General features: G+C 61.9%; 47 protein-coding genes, 1 pseudogene and 1 riboswitch. Of the genes and pseudogenes, 22 read left to right on the top strand and 26 right to left on the bottom strand.

What is annotated here, in order from left to right; all coding sequences use genetic code 11:
- Nucleotides 1-7 precede the first annotated feature (7 nt).
- Nucleotides 8-151: a hypothetical protein gene (locus tag SynA15127_RS05635; RefSeq protein ID WP_186485347.1), complete on the top strand. Its 144-nt coding sequence runs from the start codon at nucleotides 8-10 to the stop codon at nucleotides 149-151.
- Nucleotides 152-284: 133 nt separating this feature from the next.
- Here SynA15127_RS05635 and SynA15127_RS05630 read toward each other — a convergent pair whose 3' ends face one another.
- From SynA15127_RS05630 to SynA15127_RS05615, 4 genes are all read right to left on the bottom strand, one after another.
- Entirely contained in the window at nucleotides 285-437 is a 153-nt protein-coding gene (locus tag SynA15127_RS05630; RefSeq protein WP_186485346.1) for a hypothetical protein, read from the bottom strand.
- Nucleotides 434-625, bottom strand: a complete 192-nt coding sequence (locus SynA15127_RS05625; protein ID WP_084187906.1) for a hypothetical protein — start codon at nucleotides 623-625, stop codon at nucleotides 434-436. Before SynA15127_RS05625 ends, SynA15127_RS05630 begins: the two co-directional genes overlap by 4 nt.
- A gap of 103 nt (nucleotides 626-728) precedes the next feature.
- A complete protein-coding gene (locus SynA15127_RS05620) occupies nucleotides 729-947 on the bottom strand; it encodes a hypothetical protein (RefSeq protein WP_043690737.1) in 219 nt (72 codons plus the stop codon).
- A 23-nt stretch (nucleotides 948-970) separates the two neighbouring features.
- The gene (locus SynA15127_RS05615; protein WP_156957057.1) at nucleotides 971-1,177 is read right to left on the bottom strand and encodes a hypothetical protein; all 207 of its coding nucleotides are present in this window, start codon (nucleotides 1,175-1,177) and stop codon (nucleotides 971-973) included.
- A 310-nt stretch (nucleotides 1,178-1,487) separates the two neighbouring features.
- Nucleotides 1,488-1,586, top strand: a riboswitch (guanidine-I (ykkC/yxkD leader).
- Between the two features lie 25 nt (nucleotides 1,587-1,611).
- On the opposite strand from SynA15127_RS05615, the gene speB reads away from it, so the two are divergent.
- The 7 genes from speB to SynA15127_RS05580 are packed head-to-tail and all read left to right on the top strand — an operon-like array spanning nucleotide 1,612 to nucleotide 7,689.
- A complete protein-coding gene (gene speB / locus SynA15127_RS05610; RefSeq protein WP_186485345.1) occupies nucleotides 1,612-2,802 on the top strand; it encodes an agmatinase in 1,191 nt (396 codons plus the stop codon).
- Nucleotides 2,803-2,805: 3 nt separating this feature from the next.
- Nucleotides 2,806-3,204 carry a hydrogenase maturation nickel metallochaperone HypA gene (locus tag SynA15127_RS05605; RefSeq protein ID WP_186485344.1) on the top strand — a complete coding sequence of 133 codons (399 nt, stop codon included), beginning with the start codon at nucleotides 2,806-2,808 and terminating at the stop codon, nucleotides 3,202-3,204.
- 19 nt (nucleotides 3,205-3,223) lie between these two features.
- Nucleotides 3,224-3,955 carry a hydrogenase nickel incorporation protein HypB gene (gene hypB, locus SynA15127_RS05600; protein ID WP_186485343.1) on the top strand — a complete coding sequence of 244 codons (732 nt, stop codon included), beginning with the start codon at nucleotides 3,224-3,226 and terminating at the stop codon, nucleotides 3,953-3,955.
- Nucleotides 3,956-3,992: 37 nt separating this feature from the next.
- A complete protein-coding gene (locus tag SynA15127_RS05595) occupies nucleotides 3,993-4,997 on the top strand; it encodes an ABC transporter substrate-binding protein (RefSeq protein ID WP_186485342.1) in 1,005 nt (334 codons plus the stop codon).
- Entirely contained in the window at nucleotides 4,997-5,824 is an 828-nt protein-coding gene (locus tag SynA15127_RS05590; RefSeq protein ID WP_186485341.1) for an ABC transporter permease, read from the top strand. The genes SynA15127_RS05595 and SynA15127_RS05590 overlap by 1 nt, the downstream gene beginning before the upstream one ends.
- Nucleotides 5,825-5,827: 3 nt before the next feature.
- The gene (locus tag SynA15127_RS05585) at nucleotides 5,828-6,583 is read left to right on the top strand and encodes an ABC transporter ATP-binding protein (RefSeq protein ID WP_186485340.1); all 756 of its coding nucleotides are present in this window, start codon (nucleotides 5,828-5,830) and stop codon (nucleotides 6,581-6,583) included.
- On the top strand, nucleotides 6,583-7,689 hold the full coding sequence (locus SynA15127_RS05580; RefSeq protein WP_255475599.1) for an aromatic ring-hydroxylating dioxygenase subunit alpha: 1,107 nt from the start codon (nucleotides 6,583-6,585) through the stop codon (nucleotides 7,687-7,689). Before SynA15127_RS05585 ends, SynA15127_RS05580 begins: the two co-directional genes overlap by 1 nt.
- Here SynA15127_RS05580 and SynA15127_RS05575 read toward each other — a convergent pair.
- The 5 genes from SynA15127_RS05575 to SynA15127_RS05555 all read right to left on the bottom strand — a co-directional run bounded on the left by SynA15127_RS05575 (nucleotide 7,634) and on the right by SynA15127_RS05555 (nucleotide 11,692).
- Nucleotides 7,634-8,473, bottom strand: a complete 840-nt coding sequence (locus SynA15127_RS05575) for a sugar phosphate isomerase/epimerase (protein ID WP_186485338.1) — start codon at nucleotides 8,471-8,473, stop codon at nucleotides 7,634-7,636. The genes SynA15127_RS05580 and SynA15127_RS05575 overlap by 56 nt on opposite strands.
- Nucleotides 8,474-8,477: 4 nt before the next feature.
- Nucleotides 8,478-8,645 carry a hypothetical protein gene (locus SynA15127_RS05570; RefSeq protein WP_186485337.1) on the bottom strand — a complete coding sequence of 56 codons (168 nt, stop codon included), beginning with the start codon at nucleotides 8,643-8,645 and terminating at the stop codon, nucleotides 8,478-8,480.
- Nucleotides 8,646-8,852: 207 nt separating this feature from the next.
- Complete coding sequence (locus SynA15127_RS05565; protein ID WP_186485336.1) at nucleotides 8,853-9,617, bottom strand: J domain-containing protein; 765 nt, start codon at nucleotides 9,615-9,617, stop codon at nucleotides 8,853-8,855.
- A 27-nt stretch (nucleotides 9,618-9,644) separates the two neighbouring features.
- Entirely contained in the window at nucleotides 9,645-10,310 is a 666-nt protein-coding gene (locus SynA15127_RS05560; protein WP_186485335.1) for an SDR family oxidoreductase, read from the bottom strand.
- Between the two features lie 215 nt (nucleotides 10,311-10,525).
- Nucleotides 10,526-11,692: a glycosyltransferase family 2 protein gene (locus tag SynA15127_RS05555; RefSeq protein ID WP_186485591.1), complete on the bottom strand. Its 1,167-nt coding sequence runs from the start codon at nucleotides 11,690-11,692 to the stop codon at nucleotides 10,526-10,528.
- Nucleotides 11,693-11,812: 120 nt separating this feature from the next.
- Between SynA15127_RS05555 and SynA15127_RS05550 the strand changes: the two genes are divergently transcribed.
- The gene (locus SynA15127_RS05550) at nucleotides 11,813-12,106 is read left to right on the top strand and encodes a hypothetical protein (RefSeq protein ID WP_186485334.1); all 294 of its coding nucleotides are present in this window, start codon (nucleotides 11,813-11,815) and stop codon (nucleotides 12,104-12,106) included.
- Entirely contained in the window at nucleotides 12,103-13,575 is a 1,473-nt protein-coding gene (locus SynA15127_RS05545; RefSeq protein ID WP_186485333.1) for a glycosyl hydrolase family 57, read from the top strand. Before SynA15127_RS05550 ends, SynA15127_RS05545 begins: the two co-directional genes overlap by 4 nt.
- Before the next feature lies 1 nt (nucleotide 13,576).
- Here the strand turns inward: SynA15127_RS05545 and SynA15127_RS05540 are convergent, their stop codons facing one another.
- Nucleotides 13,577-13,981, bottom strand: a complete 405-nt coding sequence (locus SynA15127_RS05540) for a DUF559 domain-containing protein (protein ID WP_186485332.1) — start codon at nucleotides 13,979-13,981, stop codon at nucleotides 13,577-13,579.
- Nucleotides 13,982-14,024: 43 nt separating this feature from the next.
- Between SynA15127_RS05540 and SynA15127_RS05535 the strand changes: the two genes are divergently transcribed.
- Nucleotides 14,025-14,204 (top strand): hypothetical protein, encoded by a 180-nt coding sequence (locus tag SynA15127_RS05535; RefSeq protein WP_186485331.1) that lies wholly within the window; start codon nucleotides 14,025-14,027, stop codon nucleotides 14,202-14,204.
- Nucleotides 14,205-14,429: 225 nt separating this feature from the next.
- Here the strand turns inward: SynA15127_RS05535 and SynA15127_RS05530 are convergent, their stop codons facing one another.
- Nucleotides 14,430-14,597, bottom strand: coding sequence for a hypothetical protein (locus SynA15127_RS05530; protein WP_186485772.1), 168 nt, complete (start codon nucleotides 14,595-14,597; stop codon nucleotides 14,430-14,432).
- 72 nt (nucleotides 14,598-14,669) lie between these two features.
- Here SynA15127_RS05530 and SynA15127_RS05525 point away from each other — a divergent pair, with 72 nt between their 5' ends.
- Nucleotides 14,670-15,053 carry a DUF1499 domain-containing protein gene (locus tag SynA15127_RS05525; protein ID WP_255475598.1) on the top strand — a complete coding sequence of 128 codons (384 nt, stop codon included), beginning with the start codon at nucleotides 14,670-14,672 and terminating at the stop codon, nucleotides 15,051-15,053.
- 14 nt (nucleotides 15,054-15,067) lie between these two features.
- On the opposite strand, the gene SynA15127_RS13510 is transcribed toward SynA15127_RS05525, so the two are convergent.
- Nucleotides 15,068-15,199 (bottom strand): hypothetical protein, encoded by a 132-nt coding sequence (locus SynA15127_RS13510; protein ID WP_255475597.1) that lies wholly within the window; start codon nucleotides 15,197-15,199, stop codon nucleotides 15,068-15,070.
- 120 nt (nucleotides 15,200-15,319) lie between these two features.
- On the opposite strand from SynA15127_RS13510, the gene SynA15127_RS05520 reads away from it, so the two are divergent.
- A complete protein-coding gene (locus SynA15127_RS05520) occupies nucleotides 15,320-16,723 on the top strand; it encodes a DUF2130 domain-containing protein (RefSeq protein WP_186485329.1) in 1,404 nt (467 codons plus the stop codon).
- Here SynA15127_RS05520 and SynA15127_RS05515 read toward each other — a convergent pair whose 3' ends face one another.
- Complete coding sequence (locus SynA15127_RS05515; protein ID WP_186485328.1) at nucleotides 16,724-17,068, bottom strand: hypothetical protein; 345 nt, start codon at nucleotides 17,066-17,068, stop codon at nucleotides 16,724-16,726.
- Nucleotides 17,069-17,175: 107 nt separating this feature from the next.
- On the opposite strand from SynA15127_RS05515, the gene SynA15127_RS05510 reads away from it, so the two are divergent.
- A complete protein-coding gene (locus tag SynA15127_RS05510; RefSeq protein WP_186485327.1) occupies nucleotides 17,176-17,643 on the top strand; it encodes an early protein (E6) in 468 nt (155 codons plus the stop codon).
- A gap of 321 nt (nucleotides 17,644-17,964) precedes the next feature.
- On the opposite strand, the gene SynA15127_RS13505 is transcribed toward SynA15127_RS05510, so the two are convergent.
- Together SynA15127_RS13505 and SynA15127_RS05505 are read right to left on the bottom strand one after the other, a co-directional pair.
- Nucleotides 17,965-18,087, bottom strand: coding sequence for a hypothetical protein (locus SynA15127_RS13505; RefSeq protein WP_255475596.1), 123 nt, complete (start codon nucleotides 18,085-18,087; stop codon nucleotides 17,965-17,967).
- Between the two features lie 72 nt (nucleotides 18,088-18,159).
- Complete coding sequence (locus tag SynA15127_RS05505; protein ID WP_186485326.1) at nucleotides 18,160-18,357, bottom strand: hypothetical protein; 198 nt, start codon at nucleotides 18,355-18,357, stop codon at nucleotides 18,160-18,162.
- Nucleotides 18,358-18,458: 101 nt separating this feature from the next.
- On the opposite strand from SynA15127_RS05505, the gene rpsU reads away from it, so the two are divergent.
- A complete protein-coding gene (rpsU, locus tag SynA15127_RS05500) occupies nucleotides 18,459-18,635 on the top strand; it encodes a 30S ribosomal protein S21 (RefSeq protein ID WP_009790002.1) in 177 nt (58 codons plus the stop codon).
- Nucleotides 18,636-18,670: 35 nt separating this feature from the next.
- Here rpsU and SynA15127_RS05495 read toward each other — a convergent pair.
- Nucleotides 18,671-18,808: pseudogene (locus tag SynA15127_RS05495) on the bottom strand (DUF3303 domain-containing protein); the annotation flags it as partial.
- A gap of 96 nt (nucleotides 18,809-18,904) precedes the next feature.
- On the opposite strand from SynA15127_RS05495, the gene SynA15127_RS05490 reads away from it, so the two are divergent.
- Nucleotides 18,905-19,147 (top strand): hypothetical protein, encoded by a 243-nt coding sequence (locus SynA15127_RS05490; protein ID WP_186485324.1) that lies wholly within the window; start codon nucleotides 18,905-18,907, stop codon nucleotides 19,145-19,147.
- A gap of 3 nt (nucleotides 19,148-19,150) precedes the next feature.
- On the opposite strand, the gene SynA15127_RS05485 is transcribed toward SynA15127_RS05490, so the two are convergent.
- Complete coding sequence (locus SynA15127_RS05485) at nucleotides 19,151-19,474, bottom strand: hypothetical protein (RefSeq protein ID WP_255475595.1); 324 nt, start codon at nucleotides 19,472-19,474, stop codon at nucleotides 19,151-19,153.
- Between the two features lie 88 nt (nucleotides 19,475-19,562).
- On the opposite strand from SynA15127_RS05485, the gene SynA15127_RS05480 reads away from it, so the two are divergent.
- From SynA15127_RS05480 to SynA15127_RS05470, 3 genes are read left to right on the top strand one after another with little or no spacing between them, the layout of a single operon-like run.
- A complete protein-coding gene (locus tag SynA15127_RS05480; protein WP_186485323.1) occupies nucleotides 19,563-19,802 on the top strand; it encodes a hypothetical protein in 240 nt (79 codons plus the stop codon).
- Between the two features lie 4 nt (nucleotides 19,803-19,806).
- Nucleotides 19,807-20,490, top strand: a complete 684-nt coding sequence (locus SynA15127_RS05475; protein WP_186485322.1) for a hypothetical protein — start codon at nucleotides 19,807-19,809, stop codon at nucleotides 20,488-20,490.
- Nucleotides 20,491-20,497: 7 nt separating this feature from the next.
- Complete coding sequence (locus tag SynA15127_RS05470; RefSeq protein WP_186485321.1) at nucleotides 20,498-21,787, top strand: cytochrome P450; 1,290 nt, start codon at nucleotides 20,498-20,500, stop codon at nucleotides 21,785-21,787.
- A gap of 23 nt (nucleotides 21,788-21,810) precedes the next feature.
- On the opposite strand, the gene SynA15127_RS05465 is transcribed toward SynA15127_RS05470, so the two are convergent.
- Nucleotides 21,811-21,969, bottom strand: coding sequence for a hypothetical protein (locus SynA15127_RS05465; protein WP_186485320.1), 159 nt, complete (start codon nucleotides 21,967-21,969; stop codon nucleotides 21,811-21,813).
- A complete protein-coding gene (locus SynA15127_RS05460) occupies nucleotides 21,969-22,124 on the bottom strand; it encodes a hypothetical protein (protein ID WP_173402104.1) in 156 nt (51 codons plus the stop codon). The genes SynA15127_RS05465 and SynA15127_RS05460 overlap by 1 nt, the downstream gene beginning before the upstream one ends.
- Nucleotides 22,125-22,195: 71 nt before the next feature.
- Between SynA15127_RS05460 and SynA15127_RS05455 the strand changes: the two genes are divergently transcribed.
- Together SynA15127_RS05455 and SynA15127_RS05450 are read left to right on the top strand one after the other, a co-directional pair.
- Nucleotides 22,196-22,432: a hypothetical protein gene (locus SynA15127_RS05455; RefSeq protein WP_043696366.1), complete on the top strand. Its 237-nt coding sequence runs from the start codon at nucleotides 22,196-22,198 to the stop codon at nucleotides 22,430-22,432.
- Between the two features lie 5 nt (nucleotides 22,433-22,437).
- A complete protein-coding gene (locus SynA15127_RS05450; RefSeq protein WP_186485319.1) occupies nucleotides 22,438-22,614 on the top strand; it encodes a hypothetical protein in 177 nt (58 codons plus the stop codon).
- Nucleotides 22,615-22,780: 166 nt separating this feature from the next.
- On the opposite strand, the gene SynA15127_RS05445 is transcribed toward SynA15127_RS05450, so the two are convergent.
- The 7 genes from SynA15127_RS05445 to SynA15127_RS05420 all read right to left on the bottom strand — a co-directional run bounded on the left by SynA15127_RS05445 (nucleotide 22,781) and on the right by SynA15127_RS05420 (nucleotide 25,284).
- Entirely contained in the window at nucleotides 22,781-22,984 is a 204-nt protein-coding gene (locus tag SynA15127_RS05445) for a chlorophyll a/b-binding protein (RefSeq protein WP_186485318.1), read from the bottom strand.
- A gap of 46 nt (nucleotides 22,985-23,030) precedes the next feature.
- Nucleotides 23,031-23,531 (bottom strand): DoxX family protein, encoded by a 501-nt coding sequence (locus tag SynA15127_RS05440; RefSeq protein WP_186485317.1) that lies wholly within the window; start codon nucleotides 23,529-23,531, stop codon nucleotides 23,031-23,033.
- Between the two features lie 106 nt (nucleotides 23,532-23,637).
- Nucleotides 23,638-23,955 carry a DUF3303 domain-containing protein gene (locus tag SynA15127_RS05435; RefSeq protein ID WP_186485316.1) on the bottom strand — a complete coding sequence of 106 codons (318 nt, stop codon included), beginning with the start codon at nucleotides 23,953-23,955 and terminating at the stop codon, nucleotides 23,638-23,640.
- 69 nt (nucleotides 23,956-24,024) lie between these two features.
- The gene (locus tag SynA15127_RS05430) at nucleotides 24,025-24,687 is read right to left on the bottom strand and encodes an SDR family oxidoreductase (RefSeq protein WP_186485315.1); all 663 of its coding nucleotides are present in this window, start codon (nucleotides 24,685-24,687) and stop codon (nucleotides 24,025-24,027) included.
- Between the two features lie 24 nt (nucleotides 24,688-24,711).
- A complete protein-coding gene (locus tag SynA15127_RS13670) occupies nucleotides 24,712-24,834 on the bottom strand; it encodes a hypothetical protein (RefSeq protein ID WP_370594026.1) in 123 nt (40 codons plus the stop codon).
- An 8-nt stretch (nucleotides 24,835-24,842) separates the two neighbouring features.
- Nucleotides 24,843-25,076 (bottom strand): DoxX family membrane protein, encoded by a 234-nt coding sequence (locus SynA15127_RS13665; protein WP_370594025.1) that lies wholly within the window; start codon nucleotides 25,074-25,076, stop codon nucleotides 24,843-24,845.
- Nucleotides 25,066-25,284: a CP12 domain-containing protein gene (locus SynA15127_RS05420; RefSeq protein WP_043690663.1), complete on the bottom strand. Its 219-nt coding sequence runs from the start codon at nucleotides 25,282-25,284 to the stop codon at nucleotides 25,066-25,068. Before SynA15127_RS05420 ends, SynA15127_RS13665 begins: the two co-directional genes overlap by 11 nt.
- Nucleotides 25,285-25,471: 187 nt before the next feature.
- On the opposite strand from SynA15127_RS05420, the gene SynA15127_RS05415 reads away from it, so the two are divergent.
- Nucleotides 25,472-25,630 (top strand): hypothetical protein, encoded by a 159-nt coding sequence (locus SynA15127_RS05415; RefSeq protein WP_156957054.1) that lies wholly within the window; start codon nucleotides 25,472-25,474, stop codon nucleotides 25,628-25,630.
- Nucleotides 25,631-25,731 lie beyond the last annotated feature (101 nt).

Genomic DNA, 25,731 nt, shown 5'->3' with positions numbered 1-25,731 from the left:
CAGGCCAGTGAACCGAAGTCCACTCATCGCCTTTGCAGGCGGCACCGTTGTCATCGCCGTGATGGTGCTCGCCGCCTTCGCCAACATGGCCGCAGCGGAAACCAACACCTGTCCTCGCAGTCAGCAGCAGACCACCAGCACAGACGCCTGATGAACTCCGATTCCACATCCAGCTGGCCCGTGCTGCTGCCCCTGGTTCTGTTCTTCGGTGGCATCGGTTCAGCCGCCGCCATGACCCAGCTGCTCGCCGCCTTCTGACCCGACCCTGATGCAGCCGGTCGCCGTTAGTCCTTTTTCTCCGGTTTGATCAGCTCACCGGTCTGCAACGACACCACCGCGAAGCTGCCGACGAACACCAGGGCCACCACAACCAGGAAGCCTGCCGTGAGGTTTCCGATCTCCAGTTCGCCCAGCATGAACGCGAGCGATGGCGTCATGTCCTGCCCACCATGGCGTCGTTCGGGAAAAACTCTTCGAACAGGCTGAGACGATCCTCCCAGCGCATCTCTGTTTCCAGCTGAAGCAGACGCTTTCTCAGCCAGATCAGGCTGTCCACCGCGATCGGCTTGTAGGCCCTGCGCTCAAGCGAGCGGACCAAATCGTCTTTGTTCTGAGCGGAATTCATTTCACCATGCAACCAATCGTCTTCAACGTAAGGAGGGCTCAGTGATGCGCAAGCAGCGTCACATTCAGTAAGCATCAGCGGACACGCAAACAGTCGCCGTTGCTCATCCGGCCCGTGAGAATTCGCCATCGATGCCGTACTGCCTCAGACACTGCTTCACCGTGAGCACCGAGAGGGTTGCACCGCTCTCCCCATCGAAGAGGACATAGGGACAGCCCCTCAGCACGCAGCGGCGGCGCGCATCCATGTAGGCATCAAAAACGGAGCGATGCGAACACTCCTCCACCCAGCCTTCACTGCTGAGGTAGCGCGTGTGAATCATGGCGCTCAGATTCCGCTCAACACTCAGTTGGAGGCATCCTGAGAGGCCGACTTGCCCTCCAGAACCACCAGCACGTCATTCCAGGTGGGCTGAATCACCCGATAGGTGCAGGGCATGATCCGCGACTTCGTGCGCGCATGCACAAAAGCCTTGAACTCGGTCTTGAAGCAGAGCTCCCGAACCCACTCACCACCAGACTCAAGACGCTCGATGCAGTACATCTCACTCAACTTGGATGGTCACATCAAAGCCATAGCCAGTAGATCCCCCAGAAAACAACAGACCCTGTTCGGGATCACCCTTGTTGAGATCGTGATCCTCTGACCGGTTCGACTGTTGAACCAATCAAGCGCGTCGCCGGGGAAGCTTCGCGTTCTCATCACCAGATGAAGAAACCAACAAACGGATCAAGCCTGATTCGACCTAAGGATCTAAAAATCGAGAAGAGCAGGGCTTTCAGACAAGAGCTGTATCGGTTTGAAGCATCAGTTCCGTAGCTGATCACACCACGCGTGCCGCCAGCGCCGCAGAGAGTGGAAAGGCGGAGAAATCTAGGGTTCCGATCCCATTTGGGATGTCTGGTCCGAGAGGTTTCGGTCGGCACAGCCGGCTGCACGGAGGGACAAAAGCCCGGGAGACCGCCCCAACCCCAACTCCCCCTCCGATGTCATCCCCAACGGACCCCAGCGGGGCCTTTCAGCGTTCGCATCCCAGCGAAGGCATGCAGGCGCTCGAGAAGGAACGCAAGCTGCCTCTCACAGGCTGGCAACAGGAAGTTGATCAGGCCAAGCGCCTGGGTCTTGAAGCGGCCGAAAGCATCGTGGACCGCAACATCTCCACGTTCTCCCGCGGCGAGCTGCCCCACTTCGCCGGCATCAACACCTTCATGAAGGCGCCCTACCTGGAGGATGTGAACCAGGTTGGCAACTACGACGTGGCCATCGTCGGGGTCCCCCACGACTGCGGAACCACCTACCGCCCCGGCACCCGTTTCGGGCCTCAGGGCATCCGCCGTATTTCAGCGTTGTACACCCCTTACAACTACGAAATGGGGGTGGATCTGCGCGAACAGATCACCCTCTGCGATGTCGGCGACATCTTCACGATTCCGGCCAACAACGAAAAGAGCTTCGATCAGATCTCCAAGGGCATCGCCCACGTGTTCGCCAGCGGCGCCTTCCCGATCATTCTCGGCGGCGACCACTCGATCGGATTCCCCACCGTGCGCGGCGTCTGCCGCCACCTCGGCGATAAGAAAGTCGGCATCATCCACTTCGACCGCCACGTCGACACCCAGGAGATCGACCTGGACGAGCGGATGCACACCTGCCCCTGGTTCCATGCCACCAACATGGCCAATGCTCCGGCCGAGAACCTGGTGCAGCTCGGCATCGGCGGCTGGCAGGTGCCGCGCGAGGGCGTGAAGGTCTGCCGCGAACGCAGCACCAACGTGCTCACCGTCACGGACATCACCGAGATGGGTCTGGAGGCGGCAGCCCAGTACGCGATCGAACGGGCCACCGACGGCACCGACTGCGTTTACATCTCCTTTGACATCGACTGCATCGATGCTGGCTTCGTACCCGGCACCGGCTGGCCCGAACCCGGCGGTCTGCTTCCGCGCGAGGCTCTCAAGCTGCTCGAGCTGATCGTGCGCAACGTGCCGGTGTGCGGTCTCGAGATCGTGGAGGTGTCGCCGCCGTACGACATCAGCGACATGACCTCGCTGATGGCCACCCGCGTGATCTGCGATGCCATGGCCCACCTGGTGGTCAGCGGCCAGCTGCCCCGCAAGGGCAAGCCGGCCTGGATCAGCGATGTCTGCAACATGAACGTCGATCAGAAGTGGAGGTAAGCCATGCACGAAGTCGACATGACCAAGTGCCTGCTGATCTCCCTCAATGAATGGCGGCAGCGTCGGGACGACCCCAGCGCGATGGTGGAGACCGTCCACCTCGATGTGGGCCGCTTCACCTGCGTTGAGCCCGATCAGCTGGTGACCACCTACAACGCCGTGGTGCAGGGCAGCTGGCTGGATGGTTCCCGGCTCACCATCACCGACATTCCGTTCGTCGGTCGCTGCCTGGTCTGCAACAGCACCTACGACCCGGTGCCGGAGAGCGCCTACCGCTCCCCCTGCTGCGATCACCCACTGGAGGAGATCGTCAGCGGCCGCGAACTGCGGATCCGCAGCATCGATTACCGCAGTGCGGCCGGCGCTGCCCTTGAGTCCAGCTCCATCCAGCGCATGCGCTGACACCTACCCCCCTTTAGCCATGCACATGCCCCTCGAGGACACCCTCGGTCTCAACCTCCTCGCCGCCAACCAGCACCAGGCGGAACACAACCACGAGCATTTCCAGGCCTGGAACGTGCTCTGCCTCAACCTGATGAGCAGCCCCGGTGCCGGCAAGACCGCTCTGCTCGAACGCTCCCTGCCAGCACTGGCCGCCGATTGGGGCATGGCCGTACTGGAGGGCGACATGACCACCCAGCTCGATGCCGAGCGCCTGGAAGCCGTCGGAATTCCCGTGGTGCCGATCACCACCGGTCGGGCTTGCCATCTCGATGCCGCCATGGTGAGCGGTGGCCTCCAGCTGCTGAAGCAACGTCTGGATCCAGCCCAGCTCGATCTGCTGCTGGTGGAGAACGTGGGCAACCTCGTCTGCCCTGCGGAATTCGAGGTGGGGGAACACCACAAGGTGGCCCTGCTCAGCGTCACCGAAGGCGACGACAAACCGCTGAAGTATCCGCTGATGTTCCGCCAGGCGGATGTGGTGCTGATCACCAAGGTGGATCTGCTGCCCCACCTGCCGGTGGAGCTGGCGACGATCCGCCGCAACATCCACAGCATCAATCCCAACGCCACGGTGATCGAGGTCTCCGCCCTCAGCGGCGAAGGCCTCGATGCATGGCACCAGTGGGTGCGGCAGGCCCTTGCCGATCGCACCGCCGGAGCCTCCACAGCCAACGCGCCAGACCAGTCCCCTGCTCTGGCCACCGCCTGAGCCCAGATTCCGTCGTCCAACCCATCACGCCGATGCCATGACCAAGCAACTCCGCAATCTCCTGATCGCCGGCCTGGCGATCGTTCTGGCTGTCGCCTGCGCCAAGTCCCCCACACCCACCGCCGTCAGCGGTACGCCGATCGTGCTCGGCTACAGCAACTGGGCCGGCTGGTGGCCCTGGGCCATCGCCGTGGAGGAGAAGCTGTTCGAAAAGAACGGCGTGAATGTTGAGATGAAGTGGTTCGACGGCTACGTGCAGTCGATGGAAACCTTCGCCGCCGGCAAGATCGACGGCAATTCCCAGACCCTGAACGACACCATCTCCTTCCTGCCGGGTGAGAACGGTGGTGAAGTGGTGGTGCTGGTGAACGACAACTCCTCAGGGAACGACCAGATCATTGCTGACGCCTCGATCACCTCCGTCGCCGAGCTCAAGGGCAAGACGGTGGCGGTGGAAGAAGGCGTCGTGGACGATTACCTGCTCAGCCTGGCCCTCAAGGATGTGGGCCTCAGCCGTGAGGATGTGGTGATCAAAGGCATGCCCACCGACCAGGCCGCCACCGCCTTCGCCGCCGGGCAGGTGGATGCCGTCGGCGCCTTCCCGCCTTACACCGGCACCGCCATGCAGCGCGAAGGTGCTCGGGTGATCGCCAGCTCCAAGGAGTACCCCGGCGCCATCCCCGATCTGCTCACCGTCAGCGCCAACCTGATCAAGGAACGGCCCGACGACGTTCAGAAGATCGTCAAGACCTGGTGGGACGTGCGCGACTTCATGGAGAAGAACCCCGAGAAGTCCGAGGAGATCATGGCCAAGCGGGCCGGCATTCCCACCGAGGAATACGAGCAGTACAAGGACGGCACCCGTTTCTTCTCGATCGAAGAGAACCTGGAAGCCTTCAGCGAGGGCGAAGGCATGCAGTACATGCCTTTCGCCTCGGAATCCATGGCGGACTTCATGGTCTCCGTCGGCTTCATTCCCGAGAAGCCGGACATGAGCAACCTGTTTGATTCCAGCTTCGTGAAGAAGGTCGCAGACTCCTGATGACTGCCACGGCCGCCACTTCAACCAAGGGGAGGGGCTCAGGGCTCCTCTCCATGTTCACCCTGGGGGCCACCCCGTCGGGGCCAGTGCGCGGCGGCCTGCAGGTCGCCTCCCTGCTCATCCCACTGCTGGTCTGGGCGGCCATCGCCTCTCTGGGCATGGTGGACGAGAAGTTCCTGCCATCACCGGGGGCAGTGTTCCGCTCCCTGGCCTCCATGGCCGAGAGCGGCATCCTGTTTCAGGACATCGTCGCCAGCACCGGGCGGGTGTTCGCTGGATTCCTCCTCGCGACCGTTCTGGCGGTTCCGATCGGCATCTGCATGGGGGTGTATCCGGCGGTCTGCGCCCTGTGCGAACCCCTGATCGCCATGCTCCGCTACATGCCGGCAGCAGCGTTCATCCCCCTGCTGATCATCTACCTCGGCATCGGCGAGGAACCCAAGATCGCCCTGATCTTCCTCGGCACGATCTATTTCAACATCCTGATGGTGATGGATGCGGTGAAGTTCGTTCCCAAGGAACTGATCGAAACAACCCTCACCCTCGGCGGCCGCAGCCGCCAAGTTCTGGTGCAAGTGGTGGCTCGTTACAGCCTGCCCAGCATCATCGACACCCTGCGCATCAACATCGCCACCTCCTGGAATTTGGTGGTGGTGGCCGAGCTAGTGGCGGCGGAAGTGGGGCTGGGCAAACGCATCCAGCTGGCCCAGCGCTTCTTCCGCACCGATCAGATCTTCGCCGAACTGGTCGTGCTGGGGTTGATCGGCTTCGCCATCGACATGGGCTTCCGACTGCTGCTGCGCCTCAGCTGCCGCTGGGCGATCTGAGCCATGGAACTGCTGGTCAAGAACCTCTCCAAACAGTTCGGCGACAAAACAGTCCTCGAGGACATCAACTTCTCGATGCAATCCGGTGAGTTCGTCACCTTCGTCGGCAGTTCCGGCTGCGGCAAAAGCACCTTGCTGCGGCTGATCGCCGGCCTGGATCACCCCAGCAGCGGCACGGTCCACGTGGATGGATCCACCGTTCAAGGGCCCGGCCCCGACCGGGGCATGGTGTTTCAGAAATACAGCCTCTACCCCTGGCTGAATGCAGCCGACAACGTCTCCTTCGGCATGCGGCTGCAAGGCATGACGTCTCACGACGTGCGCGATCGCACCGCCTATTTCCTCGAGGTGGTGGGTCTGCAGGATGCCGCCACCAAACTGCCGCGGGAACTCTCCGGTGGCATGCAGCAACGGGTGGCCATCGCCCGCGCCCTGGCCACCAATCCCAGCGTGCTGCTGCTCGATGAACCCTTCGGGGCTCTGGATCTGCAAATCCGTGAAACGATGCAGGACTTCCTGCTCAAACTCTGGCAACGCACCGGACTGACCGTGCTGCTGATCACCCACGACGTGGAGGAAGCTCTGGTGCTGGCCCAGCGCGTGCATGTGCTGGCACCGAACCCCGGCCGGATCATCCGCTCGCTCGACGTGATCCTGGATAAAAGCGATCTGGATCAGCTGCGCCTCAGCAGTGATTTCCTGCAGCTACGCCGCAGCCTGGCCACAAGCCTGCGTCAGCTGGAGCCAACCATCGGGTGATGGCGTCCCCGCAGCGGTTTCTGCCGGCCCAGGCCTACACCGATCCGCAGGTGCATCACTGGGACTGCAGCGGTTACGCCCAGCGCTACTGGCATCCACTGACCGCTGGATCGGCCCTGCCGGCCGGCCACAGCCTGGCGCTCACCCTGCTGAATCAGCCGCTTCTGCTCACCCGAGCCGATGACGGAACCCCCCGCGCCTTTCACAACCGCTGCCCCCACCGCGGCGTGGCCCTCCAGCACGAACGCGACGGAGCAACCGCCTGCCGTCGCCTGATCTGCCCGTACCACGGCTGGACCTACTCCCTGCAGGGGGAGCTGCTGGCCGCTGCCCGCGAACAGGGCTTCGATCCCCCCTTCCAACGCCAGGACTGGCCGCTCCCATCCCTGCCCTGCCGAGAGGATGGACCCTTGATCTGGGTCGCACTCACCCCGGCGGTGACGCCCCTGGAGCAGCAGCTCGACCTGGTGCATCAACGGGTGGCTGACCACTGGAGACAGCCCCTCCATCAGGTGCGGATCTTGCAGCGCACCCTGCGCTGCAACTGGAAGATCGCCCACGACAACACCCTCGACGACTACCACGTCGCCGTGGCCCATCCGACGACGCTGCATCGCGAACAGGGGCCGGTGCGCGATTACGTCCACCACACCACGGCCCTGGTGAACCTGCTGGTGACGCCCCACGCCGATGGCGGTTGCTTTCACACCTTCGGCCTGCCCCCGTGGCTGCACCTGATCACCTGGCCGGACGGCCGGCTGGCGCTGCTGGAGTTTCTTCCCCTCAGCCTCGACAGCTGCTGCATGCAGTTGCGGCTGTTCGCTCCAGGGGCAGACAGCGACGGACTTGGACTGCCAGCGGATGCGGCCAACACCGTCTGGTTGAAGGAGCTACTGGCGTTCCTCGACGAGGACCAGGCCCTGGTGGAATCCGCCCAGCGGGGCTACCGCAGTGGACTCGTGCCCGGTCCGGTGCATGCCCTCGAACAGCGGATCCTGCATTGGCAGGAGGTCTACCGCCGGGACCTGCCGGATGAGCTGACCCAATCCCTCAGCTGCTGGGCGTATGGAGGGCGGTGCGAAGCCAATCCGCCATCGCCGAATTGATCGCCGCGATATCAGCCACCGGTTCTGCGCTGAAGGGCTGCAAGGGCATGTAGCCGTCCGGTCCGAACTCGGGGGTGATCGTGATGGGTTGAGCCGATGTGCCGACGGCATCCACGAACAGCTGCCAGCAACGACGATGGGCCTCCAACGCATCGGCCCACTCCGGCGCGAAGGGATGGCTCACCGAAGGCCCTTGGGCATGGCCGATCCGGGCATGGATGTGATCGACCCGTTCAGCCATCACCTGGATCGGAATCAGATCGGGCGTCATCAATCGTTCGGCGACGCAACACCAATGGCTCAGGTCTGCCGTGAGCCGCAACCGCGGATGACGCTCGAGCCAGACCGGCATCTGCCAGGGGTTGAACAGACTGCGGCTGCGATGGGTCTCCACCATCACCGGACAGGGCTCAGCCTCGGTGAGATCAAGAACTGCTTCCAGGAACCGATGCTGCTCGGGCTCAGGCCAACTGTCGCTGCCCGTGATCAGATTGATCTTGAGTGGGTCCATCCTCCTGGCACGATCCAAGGCCCGCACAAGCTGATCAAGGTGCTGCTGGGGGCCATCCGCGAGATCGGGTGTGTACCCGCCCCCGGTGGTGATTTCCAGGATCAGCGGGTTCCCACAAGCGATGAACAGCTGCCGCACCTCATCAGGCGGCAGTGGTTCCATGCAGGCATGGTCGATGTTGCATTCCAGGCCATCGAATCCCTGGCTCGCGGCACGATCCAAGGCGGCTTCCAGAGAATCATCCCAGCCCCAGAGTGATTGGAACAGTTGCACCGATTCAGTGGTCGTCGGTAAACAGCTGGGGTTGTATGCCGAGGTAGACAGCTTCTCGGAACAGCACCAGCTTGGCTTTGGCATCTCCGCGTTTCTGTGCCTCGCTGTAGCGCAGCTGCAGCGATGAGATCAGTGTCCTGCGCCTGGCATCAGGTCGGTCTGCAGGGGTCAAAAACGGATCAGGATCTCTGGCAATTATGAATCCACCTGAGCTGGGGCCTCAAGGATCAGGCTGCTTCTGCTTCGAGCGCTCAAACCAAACCGCAACCGCAAAAGAGATACCGACGGCGATGCCGGCCCCGATGAACACAAATCCGAATTCGATCGGCATCTCGAACCATCCGTTGCCCTGATCATCCTTCACCTGCCCGATCAAGGCTCAGGCCATCAACCGCTGATAGGCCTCGTTCACACGTCGGAACGCCTCCGCAGATCCCCCCATGTCCGGATGATGCCGTTTCACCAGGCGACGATGGGCCTGCTTGATCGCTTCGGCAGAGGCCCCCGCCTCCAGGCCGAGCACCGCCAGGGCAGCCACCCTGCTCCCCCACGGTTCATCAGGCGTGCGCTGATCCGTCTTGCGCTGATCCGTCTTGCGCTGATCCGTGCGCGTACGGCGCCCACGACGGCGGGCCTCGCTCTGCTGCAGTTGCTGCTGCAGATCCAGCACCACCCGCTTCGGATCCTCATCCAGCCATTCACTGGCACGCACGCCGTACAGAGCAAAGGCCGCCAGAACAGCCGTCGACTTCTTGGTCGCCTTCCCGCCGACCGCCGACAGCAGATCCGTGCCCAGACCGCTCACCAACCGATCGAGCCGTTGCTGCAGCGTCAGATGCCCAGGAAAACCGAGGCGGTTGAGGCGCACGATCAACGCCTCGAGCGCACCTTGACGCAGGCTGCTCCAACCCGGTTGACCGGCCAGAGCCTCACCCCACTGCAACGCCTGCTCACGACTGATCCGCGCGGGATCAGCGACCGGCGGTTGGTGTTGGGGCCGACGCAGCAGGTCCAGCTCACGGGTGAGCCGCATCACCTCGCGCCGCAGCGCGTCGTTCTCCGCCAGCAACGCCTCCACGTTGCTGGTGACCCGCTCCTGACGAGGCCGTGACGCGCGCGACCAGTCGCGTGGATCAAAGCCCACGGCAGGTTCCGATCATCACGGGATCAATCACCACGGCAGCCGTTGGCCGTTGGCATGCCAGAAGCTGCCGCTGGTCTCCATGGTCAGCGCATCAATCCGTGCCAGCAATCCCGCCACAGACTCCTCCGGGCTGATGCCGCTGGGATGGAACTGAATCATCCGCGTGCGCACCAGCCCGGGGTGCAGGATCGCCACGGCAATGCCGCGCGGCTCCAGATCGATCGCCAGCGATTTGCCCGCGATGTTGAGTGCCACCTTCGACATCCGATATCCATAGGACCCTCCGGAGCTGTTGTCGTCGATCGAGCCCATGCGGCTGGTCATCAGCGCCAGCCTGGAGCCGCGGGGCATCTGCGGCACAAGCTCCCTTGCCAGCAGCAGCGGCGCCAGGGCATTCACCTCGAACTGGCGGCGGATGCCCTCCGCATCGAGATCAGCCAGTCCCATGGACTGGAGGATCCCGGCATTGAGGATCACTCCATCCAGCGGCTGCTCATCGAGACGCTGCACCAGATCAGCGATCGCAGGCTCGCTGCTCAGTTCAATGCCGTCTTCGATGCGCACCTTCAGATCCCCCAGCTCAGGAGAGCTCTGGCGGCAGACGGCAATCACCTGGTTGCCGCGGGCCTGTAGCTGGCGGCAGTACTCGAGCCCGATGCCACGGTTCGCACCGGTCACCAGATAAGTCGCCATCCGTACGCATCCCTCAGTCCGATTCCGTCCTACCGCCAAGCAGCCCCCCAGCGACACCGTCAGCGAACCGGCACAGCAATGAGTAGCGATACCTACACCCTCTCCCGGCTTTGAGCGGAATCATGAATGCACCCCGGTGAGGGGTATGCGTCGACTACCGGGAGGGCCTGGGAACCCTCCCTTTTTCATGGCTTTTCGCGTGAGCGCGAGGCTGTTCAGGCAAGCTGACGCCCCTTCCAGGTCCAGCCGCGTCCGGTGAGGGTCCGCCATACCGATACCGGACCGATGGCACCCACCAGCAGCCCTCCTGCCCCCATCAGCCACCAGTGGGTGAGTGGCACAGCGAAACGGTGGCGGTTCCACAGACGCAGAACCAGCTGCTGAACGATGGCCAGCAGAGCCAGCGCCAGCAGGGCAGACCAGAGCCCTGCCGGCTCAGGCAGCACCAACCGCAGCACCACGGCAGCCGGTGCGAGCAGCCAGGGGGTGCTGAACATCAGCACAACAACCGCCGCCGCACCGAGAGCCCGGAGTGGATCGCGGTCGAGACCGAGGAACCAGTTCTTGGTCCAGCCCTCCCAGAGCGAGGGCAGGTCGGCATACATGCGCAGGTCCACGGCATCAACACCGAGCAGATACCGCAACCGGTAGCCCTCCGCTTTGATCCGTCGCGCCAGGGCCAGGTCCTCCACCACCTCGGCGGCCAGAGCGCGGTGTCCGCCGATCGCGACATAGGTGCGGCGCCGGAACAACATGAACGGCCCCGCCGCGAAAGCGACCGACGACGCCGGATCATTGGCGGCAACGATCGGAAAGCCGAGGCCCAGCAGGCTGGCCATGATCGGCTGCACCATCCACTCCGCCAGGCAGCCGCAGACCAGCCTCGGCGCGAGGCTGAGCAGATCCGCCTCCTCATCGATCGCCTGGGCGAGGGCCCGTCTCAGGGCATCCGGCTTCAGGCGCACATCGGCATCGATGAACAGCACCCAGCTGCTGCTCACCTGCTCCATGGCCCGGGTGCAGGCCCAGTTCTTGCCCACCCAGCGCTCCCCGTCCGGTCGCGGTCCGGCCTGCACCAGATGAACCTCGGCTGCGCTCGCGCCCTGCTCATCGGCCGTGCGCAGCGCCAGCTCCGTTGTGGCATCGCTGGAATCGTCGTCCACCACCAGCACCTCCCAGCTGCTGCAGGGACTCTCACTGCTCAGCACAGCCGACAGGCAGGCGCCGATGTTGGCGGCTTCGTTGTAGGCCGGAATCACCACACTCAGGGAGGTGGATGGCAGCGCGGCGTCTGGCGGCGTCTGCAGCTTGGGCGCCACAGCGAACACCTGCTGCAGACCCAGCTGCAGGATCAGCAGGCCGATGCACGCCGCGGCGGCCATCAGAAGCAGAAGCACACCACAGATCAGAACAGGGTCCAGGGGGCGTGCACGACAGCAGCCTCCAGACAACCACGCAGAACCAGACGATCCGACAGAGTGCAGGAACCGATGCGAGCACCGATGAACCAGGCCAGCCGCGAACAGGTTCTCGCCGCATCAGCCGGATGGGTGGCGGTGTTGCTGAATGTGGTGCCAGGCCTTGGAGCCGGCTATCTGTATCAGCGCCGCTGGCGCGAGTACTGGATCACCTCGCTGGCAGCCACCGCCTGGTTTGTGGCCGGTGCCCTGCTGGGTCGCGGTGCCGATGCCGATGCGGAGGCGATGAACCAGCTCGTCGGCCTGCTCGGCCTGCTGGTGCTCGCAGGGATCACGGCAGCGGAAGCCGGTCTTGCCGTGAAGCGGGTGCGCTCATGACGGCCCGGCCTCCCATCGCCGGTCGTGAGGCTGAACTGCAGACCCTGATGCGGCAGGACGCCCCGATCTGGCGAGCCAACAGCAACCTGGCGCTCGATCGGATCCGATCCGGCTTCGCCTGTGCGCTGCACATGCATCAGCCCACCATTCCAGCCGGCGGAAACGGAGCGCTGATCTCCCACCTTCAGTACATGTTCGAGCACCAGGGGGAGGGGGATAACCACAACGCCGAGCCCTTCGCCCAGTGCTACAGACGGCTCGCCGATCTGATTCCTCAGCTGATCAGCGACGGCTGCAACCCGCGGATCATGCTCGATTACTCCGGAAATCTGCTCTGGGGAGTGGAGCAGATGGGCCGGGACGACATCACAGCCGCCCTACGCCACCTGGCCTGCGATCCGGGGATGCAGCGCCATGTGGAGTGGCTGGGCACGTTCTGGAGCCATGCCGTCGCGCCCTCCACGCCGATCCCTGATCTGAAGCTGCAGATCAGCGCCTGGCAGCATCAGTTCGCGGCTCTGTTCGGCACCGAGGCGCTGCAACGGGTGAGGGGCTTCTCGCCACCGGAGATGCATCTGCCCAATCACCCGGACACCCTCTACGAATTCATCAGCGCCCTGAAGGACTGCGGTTACCGCTGGCTGCTGGTGCAGGAACACAGCGTGGAGACCCTCAGCGGCGAACCTCTCAGCAAAAGCCAGAAGTATCTGCCGAATCAGCTGACCGCCCGCAACAGCAGCGGCGACACCGTGAGCATCACGGCCCTAATCAAAACCCAGGGCTCCGACACCAAGCTCGTCGGCCAGATGCAGCCCTGCTACGAGGCACTGGGACTGCAACGCCAACAGCTGGGAGACATCTCCATCCCATCGCTGGTGAGCCAGATCGCTGACGGCGAGAACGGCGGCGTGATGATGAATGAGTTCCCCTCCGCCTTCCAGCAGGCCAATCAACGGATCCGGGACGACGGCAACGACTGCGTGGCCATCAACGGCAGCGAATACCTGGAACTGCTCGACGCCGCCGGTGTCGGCAGCGACCGGTTTCCGATGATCCAGGCGGTGCAGCAGCAGCGTCTCTGGGCAGCGGTCGGTGAGACCCCCACACCGGAAGCCGTCCAAACCGCCATCGCCTCACTCCAGGCAGCCGGCGATGGTTTTTCGATGGAAGGTGCGTCCTGGACCAACAACCTCAGCTGGGTGCAGGGCTACGACAATGTTCTGGAGCCAATGAACCAGCTGAGCGCGCGGTTCCATCAGACATTCGATCAACAGGTGTCCACAGACCCGGCCGTCACCGGCACGCCGGCCTACCAGGAGGCCTTGCTGCACCTTCTGCTGCTCGAGACCAGCTGCTTCCGTTACTGGGGCCAGGGCACCTGGACCGACTACGCCCGGACCATTCATCAACGCGGTGAAGCGCAGTTGACCGATTCCACGCACCAGGCAACGCGTTCGATGGATCGCTGAGTCAGCCGCCTTGCGTGTCCTGGAGCCTGCTGAGCTGCAGAGTCAGCGATCGGGCATCCTGCTCCAGTTCCCGCTGGATGAAGTCCACCACCTGCTCCGGAGACGCAAGAACCGCTTCATGGGTGAACCGGAGCGTGCGCATGTGCCGACTGAGCAGACGATCACGCTCGTAATCGGATTCCCGTTTCTTGCTGCGGTTGTGACGGGCTCCATCCACCTCCACATTCAGAAGCGAATGCGGGCCGATCACCAGCAGATCCAGCCGACGACAGATGGTGGGATCGCCACCGGGAATGCAAGTTCGCACCTCGAAGCAGAACAGAACTTCAGCAGCGGCGAGTGCCTCGCAGAGACGGACGTGTCCCTCGGAATTCAGATCAACACCCCGGAACCGATGCTCTGGCATCGATGAAAGCTCCCATCGTTCCATTCAGGCACATCACCCCCTGATGTCAGTTGCCAGATGCGAACGCGGTGCACTGCTTCATCGCCACTGGGCCGTCCAGTCCGGCTTCATCGGCCTGCACGGCGCATCCACACAATCGGTGAGCGAACTCCTCCGGCCGTTGCGTGTTCGCAGAGCGGCACTGGCGATCCATGGCGACCTGCTACGGGGTGAGAGGAGCTGAACGAGCTGAAGCCCCCGGCAGAACAAACAAGCGATGAAATGCAGCGACAACGATGAGGGGTTTCATCGGACTCGTCGAAGAAATGTTGCCCCCCCTTCACGATGCACACGATGGGAATGGAGCCCGCTGATTCTCTGTCGAACGCAAGAATTAAAATTTCAAAAATTCATTTTAGAAGCGCACATTCCAAGCCCGTTTCGAGCTCACAGAATGTTCCGATCGGGGTCAGGGCTCGCTCCTGCGCCAGCTGCGCTCCAACCGTTCCCGGTCGGAAACCGATGGCGGAGCCGCCGCACCCAGCTTGCGGCGGTAAGCACCTGTGATGCGCCAGAACTTCCAGAACGAGGCTGTCGCCACAACCGTCCAGGCCACCAGGATCCAGGCAGGGCTCAAGATCAACCACCAGATTCAGCTCCATGATGGACGCCCTGACAGCGGAACGAGTCCATGCAGCTGATCGCAGGCATGTTTCTGCCGCTCCTGATGCTGTTCCATCTCGTGGGTCCGGTGCCCGGAGATCTGGGTGTCCACAACGGCCAGCTCAGCCCATGCCCCAGTCCCGCCCACTGCGCCAGCCGTTCATGGAACCCAGCGGACCCTCAGGCCGGCTTCGAGACACTGGCGGAGGCTGTCGCAGACCTGCCCCGCAGCGTCGTGGTGGAGAGGGATGACGGTTACCTGCATGCTCAGGTGAGCAGTGCCCTGTTCGGTTTTGTCGACGATCTGGAACTCCTGCGCCTCAAGGAGGGGCAGGGAGTGCAGGCCCGTTCGATCTCACGACTCGGGGATTCCGACCTGGGCGTCAACGCCCGCCGGCTGATGGAGCTGGACGCTGCGCTCGAGGGTTGAGCACCCCTGCGGACTCAGACCTTGGCCCGCCGAAAACGACGCAGATCGCTGGCCATCTCCCGGAGGCCAGCCAGAAAGCCCACCGTCGCGAAAGCCACGAAGCCAACGATGATCAGCGTTTCCATCAGCGCTCTGGGATCGGCCATCAGTGCGGACCAGGAGGAGGTGAGCACACACACGGCAGGAAAGGGCGATTGATGAACAGCTAGCAAAGCCTCGATAAAATGCCTTCACAGACAGAAACCTGATTACAGGAAAATACACAAATGCATGAAATCATCTGCCCCCATTGCCGAACGGCATTCAAGATCGACGAGGCAGGGTATGCCGACATCCTCAAGCAAGTTAGAGATCGGGATTTCGAACAACAGCTGCAGGAGCGGCTCACGCTGGCGGAGCGTGAGAAACAGGCTGCTGTGGAGATCACAGCCCAGAAAGTAACCACAGAGATGCAGAAGATCGCCGCATCAAAGGATGCTCAAATCCAGAACCTGAAAGCGTCCCTGGATACCAGAGATCTCGCTCAACAACTGGCGATCTCAGAAGCCGTCACCACATCGGAGAGGCAGCGGGACATGATTGCAGGGGAACTGCAGCAACTCAAGGACAGTCATGCCACCGCAGCACGACTGGCGGAGACGAAGTTTGCCAAGGACCTTCAGGCGATCACACTCCAGAAGGAGGGTGAGCTGCGAGACCTCAGGGCACAGCTTGATTCCAGTGGGGTCGCCCGGAAGCTGGCAATCAACGAAGCGGTAAGCGGCGTTGAGAAGGAGCGTGATGCCCTGCGGAACGTTCTCGACCAGACCCAGCTGAAACATCAGCTGGAAGAACAATCTCTCAAGGACAGTTACGAACGGCAGATCAAGGATCGCGATCAGGCGATTGAACGCCTGCGCGATATGAAAGCGCGGCTGTCCACCAAGATGGTCGGCGAAACGCTCGAGCAGCATTGCGAAACGGAATTCAATCGCATCCGCGCTGCCGCCTTCCCCAGGGCGTATTTCGAGAAAGACAACGATGCCCGCAGCGGCAGCAAGGGGGATTACATCTTCCGCGATCAGGATGAGGCCAACAATGAGATCATCTCGATCATGTTCGAGATGAAGAACGAAGCCGACACCACAGCCACCAAGAAGAAGAACGAAGACTTCCTCAAGGAACTCGACAAAGACCGCACCGAGAAGAACTGCGAGTACGCCGTGCTGGTCTCACTGCTGGAGCCGGAGAGTGAGTTGTACAACTCCGGCATCGTCGATGTCTCACACCGGTACGGCAAGACCTATGTGATCCGGCCCCAGTTCTTCATCCCGTTCATCACCCTGCTGCGCAATGCCGCCATGAAGTCTCTGGAGGTGAAGGCCGAGCTGGCACTGGTGAAAGCGCAGAACATCGACATCACCAACTTCGAAAATGAACTGGACTCGTTCCGGAACAACTTCTCACGCAACACGGATCTGGCACGCCGACGGTTCCAGACCGCAATCGACGAGATCGACAAATCAATTCTCCACCTGCAGAAAACCAAGGACGCGCTGATCGGCGCCGACAACAATCTGCGCCTTGCCAATGACAAAGCGCAGGATGTATCGATCAAGAAGCTGACCCGGCGCAACCCGACCATGGCAGCCAAATTCGCCGAGCTCCGCGGATCAACGGAAGAGGGTTGATCAGGCGAACTTACGCGGGTAGGGCGTGTCGCCGGCGAGCTCGAGATTGATTTCACGGCAGATGTTCATCATCGCGCCGAGACCGAAGTCCGGACCGTTGGGGCCATCGATGAACGCCTGGAACTGTTCTGAAGAGATCCCCTCGCGAACTTCCCAGATGCAGAAACAGGGACCCTCCGGAGCGATCGGATTGAAGCTGTGGTTGTAGAAGCCGGCCTCAAGGTTGGTCGTCACAGCCTCATCCCAGCCACCACCGGGAGCCTGTGCTTTCTGGGCGGTTTCCCACCACTGCTGAGCTTTACCGGCACGAAATTCGTGCTGCACATGAAAGAAGGTCGAGGCCATCGGGGATAGGCGATTCTCGGTCAGTCAACCGCATGGTTCCTGTAACCGAGACGACAGGGATTCGGCATGATCTGGGTGATTCCTTGAATCCATAGGGTTCACGCCATATGCCATCGCGCCCACGCAATCGCATCGGTGAGGTCTACGGACAGCTCACGGTCGTCCGCCCATCCGAACGCCGCTCCCGCGGAGGAAACGCCTACTGGTGGTGTCGCTGCAGCTGCGGCTGTGAACGGGAGGTACCGAGCGACAAGTTGTCCCACAACACAACCCGCCGCAAAGCCACCGTCACAGCCTGCGAGAGCTGTTCCCGCGAGAGGCAGGTGGAAGGAGTATGCGCCAAGAATGATCGAGAAGAACTGGAACGACGCCGTGCAGCACAGCAGAACCGTCTGGATCTGAAGGGAAGTATTCCGGACGCCTGGCTCAAACTGCCGCTGACAGATGCTCACGCCCGTGAACTGGGAGCGGTGAAATTCTTCCGCGGAACTCGTTGTCTTCGAGGACATCTTGCGCCCTACAGAATCAACGGTGGATGCATGGCATGTGCTGGTCAGATTCCGTCAGCGGAATGAAAAGGCGCTTGTGATGGAAGCCTGTGATCAACGCTCGGATCGACCGACATTCGCCGTCATCCAGGCCCAGAGGGTCATCACGGAAGCACCGAACGTGAGCAGAGCGAGAAGTTTGGTTTCCATCACAGAAAGTCGTAATCGTCTTCGGAATCACCGGCAAATGCATTCATCACCAATGCTGAGAAAGGAATGAACACAGCAGCTGCTATTAGAAGTTCCATTACTTCGGCACTCAATGCCCTAACAGTATTTAATATTAGTTCACATTCCGTGGCCGTCGCGACCGTTTCGGCGGTATGAGTGCAAATACTCAACCCAGATTCAGTCGAGCGCAGGGCTGGATCGCAGGCTGCTGAACTGAAAAGCCATCAGGCCGTGAGCCGTGAACCGGACGGCACAGAGCAACGCCAGACCGATGCAGAGGGGGCAGTGAGTCAATCCCATTGCTGCAGCATCTCGTCTGCGCTGAGGGATGGGAACCGAACGACGGAATTCTTGATGATCGGAGGCCTGGCCTCAACCCAGAAGACGCTGAACGGCGAGAGTCACCGCCACCCCCTTCGCGAAGGAGATCCATAACAATGGATAAGTGCCCAGCTGAAACCGGCGCATCAGGGCGTTGAGTGCGTTCTTGTGCCATCGGATCAGTGCAGGATCACCCTCGGTGCTGAACTGATGAACCCGTTTCAGGGACACCTGACCGAGTTTGGCCATGACCATCGAAGAAGCGTTGCCCGGATGCTCGGTCAGCCTCAGAGCCTTGGCAATGGTGCTGCTGGTAAAGTCGTTTTTTGCTCCTCTTCCTCGGAGAACGGATGAGTCAGGTCACTGTCGGCGAGAACGAAGGCATCGAATCAGCATTGCGCCGCTTCAAGCGGTCGGTCGCTAAGGCTGGAATCTTCTCCGATCTGCGCCGCATCCGGCACCACGAGACTCCGGTTGAGAAGTACAAGCGCAAGCTGAAGCAGCGCTCCCGCAACCGCCGGCGCTGAGCCCTGCAGGAGAGCTCAGCATCAACGCTGAATCAGCCTTCGACGGATCCGGGGGCGTGGTAGCGCGTCCAGGAGCTGCACCCTTCCGGCATCGGAGCGCCGGTGCTCATGAAACGACGGGCTGCCTGTTCGTGGTAGCCGGTCTTGAATTGCCAATGCATCAAGAAGGTCATCGGTTCTTGAAAAAGGACACCCGCTCATACCACCGCCATCCCGCCTCGCGGAGATGCGCAGAACACTGATAGGTTCTGCGCACATGACTGGGACCCATGATTCGCAGCCTGCTCTCGATCGTCGCCGTCGCCCTTCTCTGGGTTCAGGTGCCTCAGTGGCAGGACGACTGGTCCCAGTGCGCCGTTGACGTACCGGACGTCGATTGCCACTGGTATGTGACAGCTCCGGACAGCACCTTCGGGGAGGGATTCGACTGGGCCACGGCACCCTGGTTCGATGTCAACGGTCTGCTGGACATCTCTGACCTGAAGAACACCGTGGCGGGTCTGCAGAGCTGAGACTCAGCCCATGCTGATCACGACAGGACCTGAGACCGGGTCTGTCACCCCCAGCTCCGGGGAAATCTCCTCGAGGAAATCCCGGACGCTGTTCAGATGTTCAATCATGTTCGAACGACCGGCCATCAGAGCGTCCTCGCTGTCCCAGAGGCCGACGAAGCAATACCGCCGTTCACCGATCCGTGCCATGTGGTTTGAGGTCATCCCCTCGGGACGCACCCACGCACGCACCTTGTCGAGGTACTGCTCTTCGCAGCCCTGCTTGACGATCACACGAACGCTGTTCAGGTAGCTGGTCACGGCTTCGTTGCTGGAGATCGCACTCACTGTTCCAGATCAGGACGCAGCTGATCGTCTTCAACATCACAGCTGATGGTCCCCCTTCGCCAGACTCACGGCCCTCCGGGATCCATCGATGCTGCTTCCCAATCCCTTCTGCCCGATCAGTGCCGCCAAGATCGCCGGTCTCAAGGCCACGGTGGTGATGTTGCTCGTGCTTCTGATGAAGTCGAAACTGCTTCGCCTCAAGATGTCGCTGCTGGGAAGCGTGCTCGGATTCGCCATGCTCGTGGGATTCCTGCTGACCAGCGGGTTGCTCACGGTGATCGCCGGAGGTGCCGTGGCTTACGCCGCTACCCGATCCAACAGCAACTGAACCCGTGAAGACCCGTCTCGGCCTGCTTGCGGGCATCGCTCTTTCCGCCGCCGGAGTTCTTGGCATCGCCGGATCCGGCATCGTCTGGAATTTTCTGGGCCGTTTCTACGGACTGGGCGGCACCGTCGCCTCCCTGGTGCTCGTCGCCATCGGTCTTGTGCTGCTGCGCCCCCTGCCCCCGGAGCCGGTGCTGGTGATCGAACCGCAGACCCAGCCACCCCTGTCTGAACCGATCCGCCTGAAGCGCCCTGAAGCATCCCTGCTCGGATCCCTGCTGGCGACGTTCGGCACGCTGGGGCTCGCAGCATCAGGCCTGCTCTGGAACTTTCAGGGTCTGGCGCTTGGACTGACCGGCACCATCACGTCTCTGGCGGCCCTCGCCTTCAGTGTGCTTTTCCTCTGGCCGTCAGCAGGGCGAACAGTGGCACGTCCGATGGCTCCCAGCCCGATCCGCGAACCTGAACCCGCTGCGGTGGCGATGGTCGAGGAGCGTGATGTCACGCCGACCACCGCCGAGGAGATCGCCCGGTCACTGGCTGAGGAACAGGAGAGTGCCTCAACACCCGATCTGGTCACCTTCGCTCCGGACCATCTGCTCCCCGGTCAGACGCTGGTCAGACGGAAACGCCGCCCCGGTGCCTCCCTCAAAGGCTACCGAGGCATGGTGGAAGAGCTGTTCCGAACCTGATGGCTCTGTGACCGGAACCCTTCGTCCGCTCCCGACAACCGGCGCCGTCACCGGCATCCATGAAGCGCTTGGCTTCTTCCGGGATCCGGACTTCGCATCGCGACGATTCCATGAATACGGCGATGTCTTTGAGACGACACTGATCGGTCAGCGACTGGTTTTCATCCGGGGAGAGCAGGCGATCCGCGATCTGTTCGATCAATCCGACTCCGTGCAGGGCTGGTGGCCGAAGAGCGTCCAGACGCTGCTTGGGAGCCGTTCCCTGGCCAACCGCAACGGTGCCGCCCACAAAGCGCGCCGTCGCGTGGTGGGTCAGCTGTTCGCCACCGCCGCCCTGCGGCGCTACAGCCCATCGATCGTGACGATGGTCGACGGGCTGGCCGACGAACTGCTGCAGTCGGAAACGCCCGTTCCTCTGGCTGAACGCATGCGCCGCTTCGCCTTTGCGGTGATCGCCACCACGGTGCTCGGTCTCGACGAAGACGACCGCGATGCTCTGTTCGCGGACTTCGAGATCTGGACGAAAGCGCTGTTCTCCGTTCCACTGGCCGTACCCGGCAGTCCTTTCGCCAGGGCTCTGGCGGCACGCAGCAGGTTGCTGAAACGCCTGCAGACGGTGCTTCAGGAGGCGAATGGCGGGAGGGGAGGCCTGGATCTGCTGAGCGGAGGCCTGGATGAAGCCGGTCTGCCACTCACGGATGAGGACCTCGTTGAACAGCTGCTGCTGCTGCTGTTTGCAGGATATGAAACCACCGCCTCATCGCTGAGCTGCCTGATGCGGGCCCTGCTGCTGGATCAGGAGCTGATGCCCTGGCTGGATGAGGAACTCGATCAACTCACCTGGCCACCGCAGGGCGATCCCACCTCAGCCTTCGATCCCAACCGGGCGCCACGGCTGCAGGCCCTCAGCAGTGAAGTGATGCGGATGACCCCTCCGGTGGGTGGTTTCTTCCGGCAGACCGTCGAACCGATCGGCCTGGCGGATGTGGAGATTCCTGCTGGACGGGTGATTCAGGTCGCCCTGGCCGCCTCCAACCGTGAGGGTGCCGGAGACCTGGAGGCGTTCCGGCCGCAGCGTCACCTGGATGGGTCCTCTCAGCAGATGCTGCTTCCCTTCGGTGGTGGTGAACGGGTGTGCCTGGGCAAGGCCCTGGCGGAGCTGGAGCTCCGTCTGATGACGGTGGGTCTGCTCAAGCGGGTCCGCTTCAGCCTTGTTCCCGGACAGGATCTCGATCTTCAGCTGATCCCCAGCCCTTCGCCGAAGGACGGACTTCTGGTGAGTTCAGAGCCGCGCTGAGGGCTTCTGGACCATCACAGCGTTCAGGCGCTCTCGTGGAAGATCCGCTCCAACTCCCGGCGGAAGGACTGACTGCTCAGTGGTTCTCCACCGCGCCGGCGCCTGTTGCGCTGCAGAAGCGACCCGATCCACCACAGTTGAAGCGCGGCGAACAGCCCCCCTGTGAGCAGCAACGCCAGCATCAGTAGCTGGACTCCGGAAGGGTGAACCCTGACTGCATGTGCCCGACGTCGAGCATCACGTAGGTCAGCCACAGCAGCAGCGCTGCCACACCCGCCCCAGCCGCCACCTTGGCCAGCGAGCGGCCGATCATCTCCAGAAGGCTGACCTCTTTCATCGGAACATCGTGGTGATGCACCGATTCTGGCTGCGGCAGGGCCCCTATGATCTCGGCTGCTGGGCACACCGATGAAGTGGGAATACACCCAGTTGAGGTTCGTGCCGCGCGGCAAGAGCTGGACCGGGGAGATCGAGGAGCTGTGGCTTGATGAACAGCAACTCATCTCCCGAAGCCATCCCCAGAGGGAGATCACACTGGTGGGGCTGATGAATGAGCTGGGGGAGCAAGGCTGGGAGCTGGTGTCCTATGCCCAGCCCTTCACCGGCTACCACGGTGGTTGCTACACCTTCAAGCGTCCACGCTGAATCCCATGCCGCTCCTGCCTCGCTGGCGCTACATGACCCCGGAAGCGAAAGCTCTCACCCGCAGGTTCGGCATATCCGCCGCGGTGGTGCTTTTCGGACTGGTGCTGCTGCGCACTCTGCTTCCCTGGATGATCCTGGCGCTGATCATCTGGTGGGTGCTCAGCGCGATGAACCGGCAGTGATCCAAAAAAAAAAGACCCCGCCGAAGGCAGGGTCTTTGCCGATCAGGCGTGTGACCTTGTTTCCACCCTGATCAACTCCTCACAGTCGCAAGGTGGCTGACAGGAAGTCCGACCGGAAGAACGCAGGTGAAAGAACGCCGACTGTCACAGTGACAGTTCGGTGGATTCAGCTCTGGCCAAACAAGCCGAACGTGATCTGGCTGGCAATGCCATGGCCGGTAAGAAATTCCGTGGTCAGACCGATCAGGAAACCCAGCATGGCGACACGGCCATTGAGCAATTCGGCTCGTCCCATGCGCTCCGACTCGATCTGTGCCTTGGCAGCGTCCTGATACCAGGCATCGCTGGACTGGGTGACTGAGTTGGACATGACAGGCCCTTCGCGTGAAGCAATGTTACAGGACGTGAAGCCTGTTTCAACGATTGACGGGAACTTCGCTCAGGCCGGGCGTACGGGAGACCAGGTCATCCAGGGATTCAGCAGTGGCGGTGTAATCAGGCTCCAGCCGGCGGGCGATCAGCTCATCGATAGAAAGCATTCCCGGCCCACAGGCAAGAACGGCGACGGCGGCTGCCAAATACAGACCGAGAAGCTCGAGCAAGTAGATATTGAATCCCGCCGTGATGATGGCGTGGTAGATGGCAACGCTGATCGTTCCGGCGACGGCCAGAGCCCCGAAGCGGGTGAGCAGTCCCGTGATCAGCAGCCAGCTGCCGATCACTTCGGAAAATGCAGCCACGTACGACAGCAGGATCGGGAAGGGGAGATGCAGGGGACGCACGAAGGCGTCGGCGAAATTCTCGATATTGGCGAGCTTCTCGTAGCCGTGATGAATCAGAAGGGAGCCTGTGAACACCCGCAGAAGAAGCAGACCCAGATCTGCAAGGAAAGGGCGCGTAAGGACGGCGCGGATCATGGGACTGCTTGTACTTCACATAGGTTAAAAAACCTATGTGAAGCAGTGTGGCTCAACTCCTTAATTGAGCATTTCTACTCAGCCCTGCCGGTGACTGGGGGCGTGGTCAGTCGACCTCGTCAAGCTTGGCGTTGTGCTCTTTCTGCATCTCCACCATCTCGCCACAGCTCAGCGCCGGTGTGTACTCGATGTCGATGCCGAACATCGATCTCCAGAACATGAAATGCCGGAACAGCGTTTTGGCGTCAGCCGCCTTGCAGATGATGCACACACGACCTGATTCCGGCATGTGGAGCCTGGCCACGAGCTCGAAGCCGTCGAATCTGTCTTCGGAAGCACCACCTTCCATGTATTCGATGAAGGCGGTGTAGGCCTCGTCCTGGGTTTCAGAGGGAATCTGCGCTTCGCAAACGAAAAACTGCACGGGAGCTCCTGAGGACGCTGTTCTTCTAGTGGCAACCTCATCCGAAGGGCGGTGCCCCCTGAGACACGATCAGGCGAGAGCATCGGCCATGGCCACCGGGTCGAGTTCCTCACTGCTGGTGATCTCGACGATGCGACCGATCGACGCCGGAGTCTGGAGAGCCTCCACACAGCAACGGGCCACCAGCCGCCGGGGGATGGAATCACTCTCCTGCTGATCCGGCCCGCTCCAGCGAATGGCCTCGCGCTCCAGATCCTGCTCACGCTCCGAGAGACCGCCGGGTCGGATCACAGTCCAGTCCAGACCACTGGTTTCGAGCGAACCTTCGCCGACACGCTTCCAGACCAGGATCAGACCGAACAGGTTGAGGGGATGCCGCCAGCGGCCGGCACAGAGGGAACTGACCAGCACCACACGGGAGACTCCGACACGACGGCAACTCTCCACCTGGCGCTTCACGCCCCAGGCATCCACACGCATCGGACCACTCAGATCGATCGAGGGGCGAGCACCTGTGGCGATCACCAGGGAATCCACATCCCGCAGGGCCTGATCAAGTGACGCGTCATCCGTCAGATCGAGGCGGTACTGCTCACAGGCCTCCAGGGATTCAGGCAGCGTCGATGCTGGTCGCAGCAGCAGCCTGGCCTGGCCTCCGGCACGCACCACCTCTTCGGCCACGCGGAAACCAGTCCGCCCGGAAGCTCCACTCACGGCCACCGTGCCGAGCATGCTGCTGCTGTTGCTCGTCAGACCCTAACGACGGCCCGCCTTGGGTACAGGTCGGGTGATCGCCAGCAGCAGGGCTCCGATCAGGGAGAGATTGCGGATGAATCCAGCATCGATCGGTGCCGCATGGAAGATCAGCGTGGTCGGCACCAGAAAAATCAGCAGAAGTGAGGCACCGAAACGGGTGTCCTCCCCAGCCCCAGAAAGAACGAACCGAGGATCAGGAGTACGATCGCCGCTGCCAGCAGGGCACCCGCCACTGGAGCGGGGATTCCCTTGGCGGCGATGCGGCTCACCGTGCCGCCGAAGTCAGTCAGTTTCCCTGGAACGGCGTTGATGAACATCGCCGCCAAGGCCAGACGGCCGAACCTGTCAATCAGGTCAGTCGTCATACACGAGGCATTCGGGCTCGTCAGGGTTCTGCTCGCAGAACAGCTCGAGCGGAGAAGGATCGTGCTTGTCCTCGGGGAAAGCACGCTTGTGATCGAGCAGCCACTGCAGCTCTTCGGTCAGGTGGCGCACCTTGCCGTCGTTGTGATCGGCGAGGGCCTTCAGGAATTCCTCCTGATCCTTCTGGATGTGGTCGTCGATGGTTTTCATGCTTCCGGTCGAAACCTCTCCTCCGCTTGTTAGCGAGCGAAGGCCGACCGGATCAGCGGGTATTTCTACCTTTATTGGAAAAACAACACATCAGCATTCGCAACCCTCTCTGATCAAAGTCATGTGACGCATTGGTGGTCAGAAGAGGCATCAGGGGCGATCGTCTGATTGACAAAGAAAAGCGTTCATGCATTTCACGGAACGATCGCTGCTGACCGGCACGATCCTGTTCGGGATCGGGCTCATCGTCGGTATCGCCATCGGCTCGGCGACCGCCGTATCGGCACTCACCCAGGGGGCTCCTGACGTGCTGCAGAGCTGGTCAGGTGTGGTGGCACTGCCCTGATATTGACGAACGATCCTGAACCGCCTATCAACACTCCCAAGGCGGCTTCAAGATCATGAACAGCAACGCGGAGCGCATCATCTTTCGCAGACGGAAATCAG

The sequence above is a fragment of the Synechococcus sp. A15-127 genome (genome assembly GCF_014280215.1).
Lineage (GTDB): Bacteria > Cyanobacteriota > Cyanobacteriia > PCC-6307 > Cyanobiaceae > Parasynechococcus.
The sequence above is the reverse complement of the archived record's forward strand: the minus strand, read 5'-3'. Positions and strand labels throughout refer to the sequence as shown.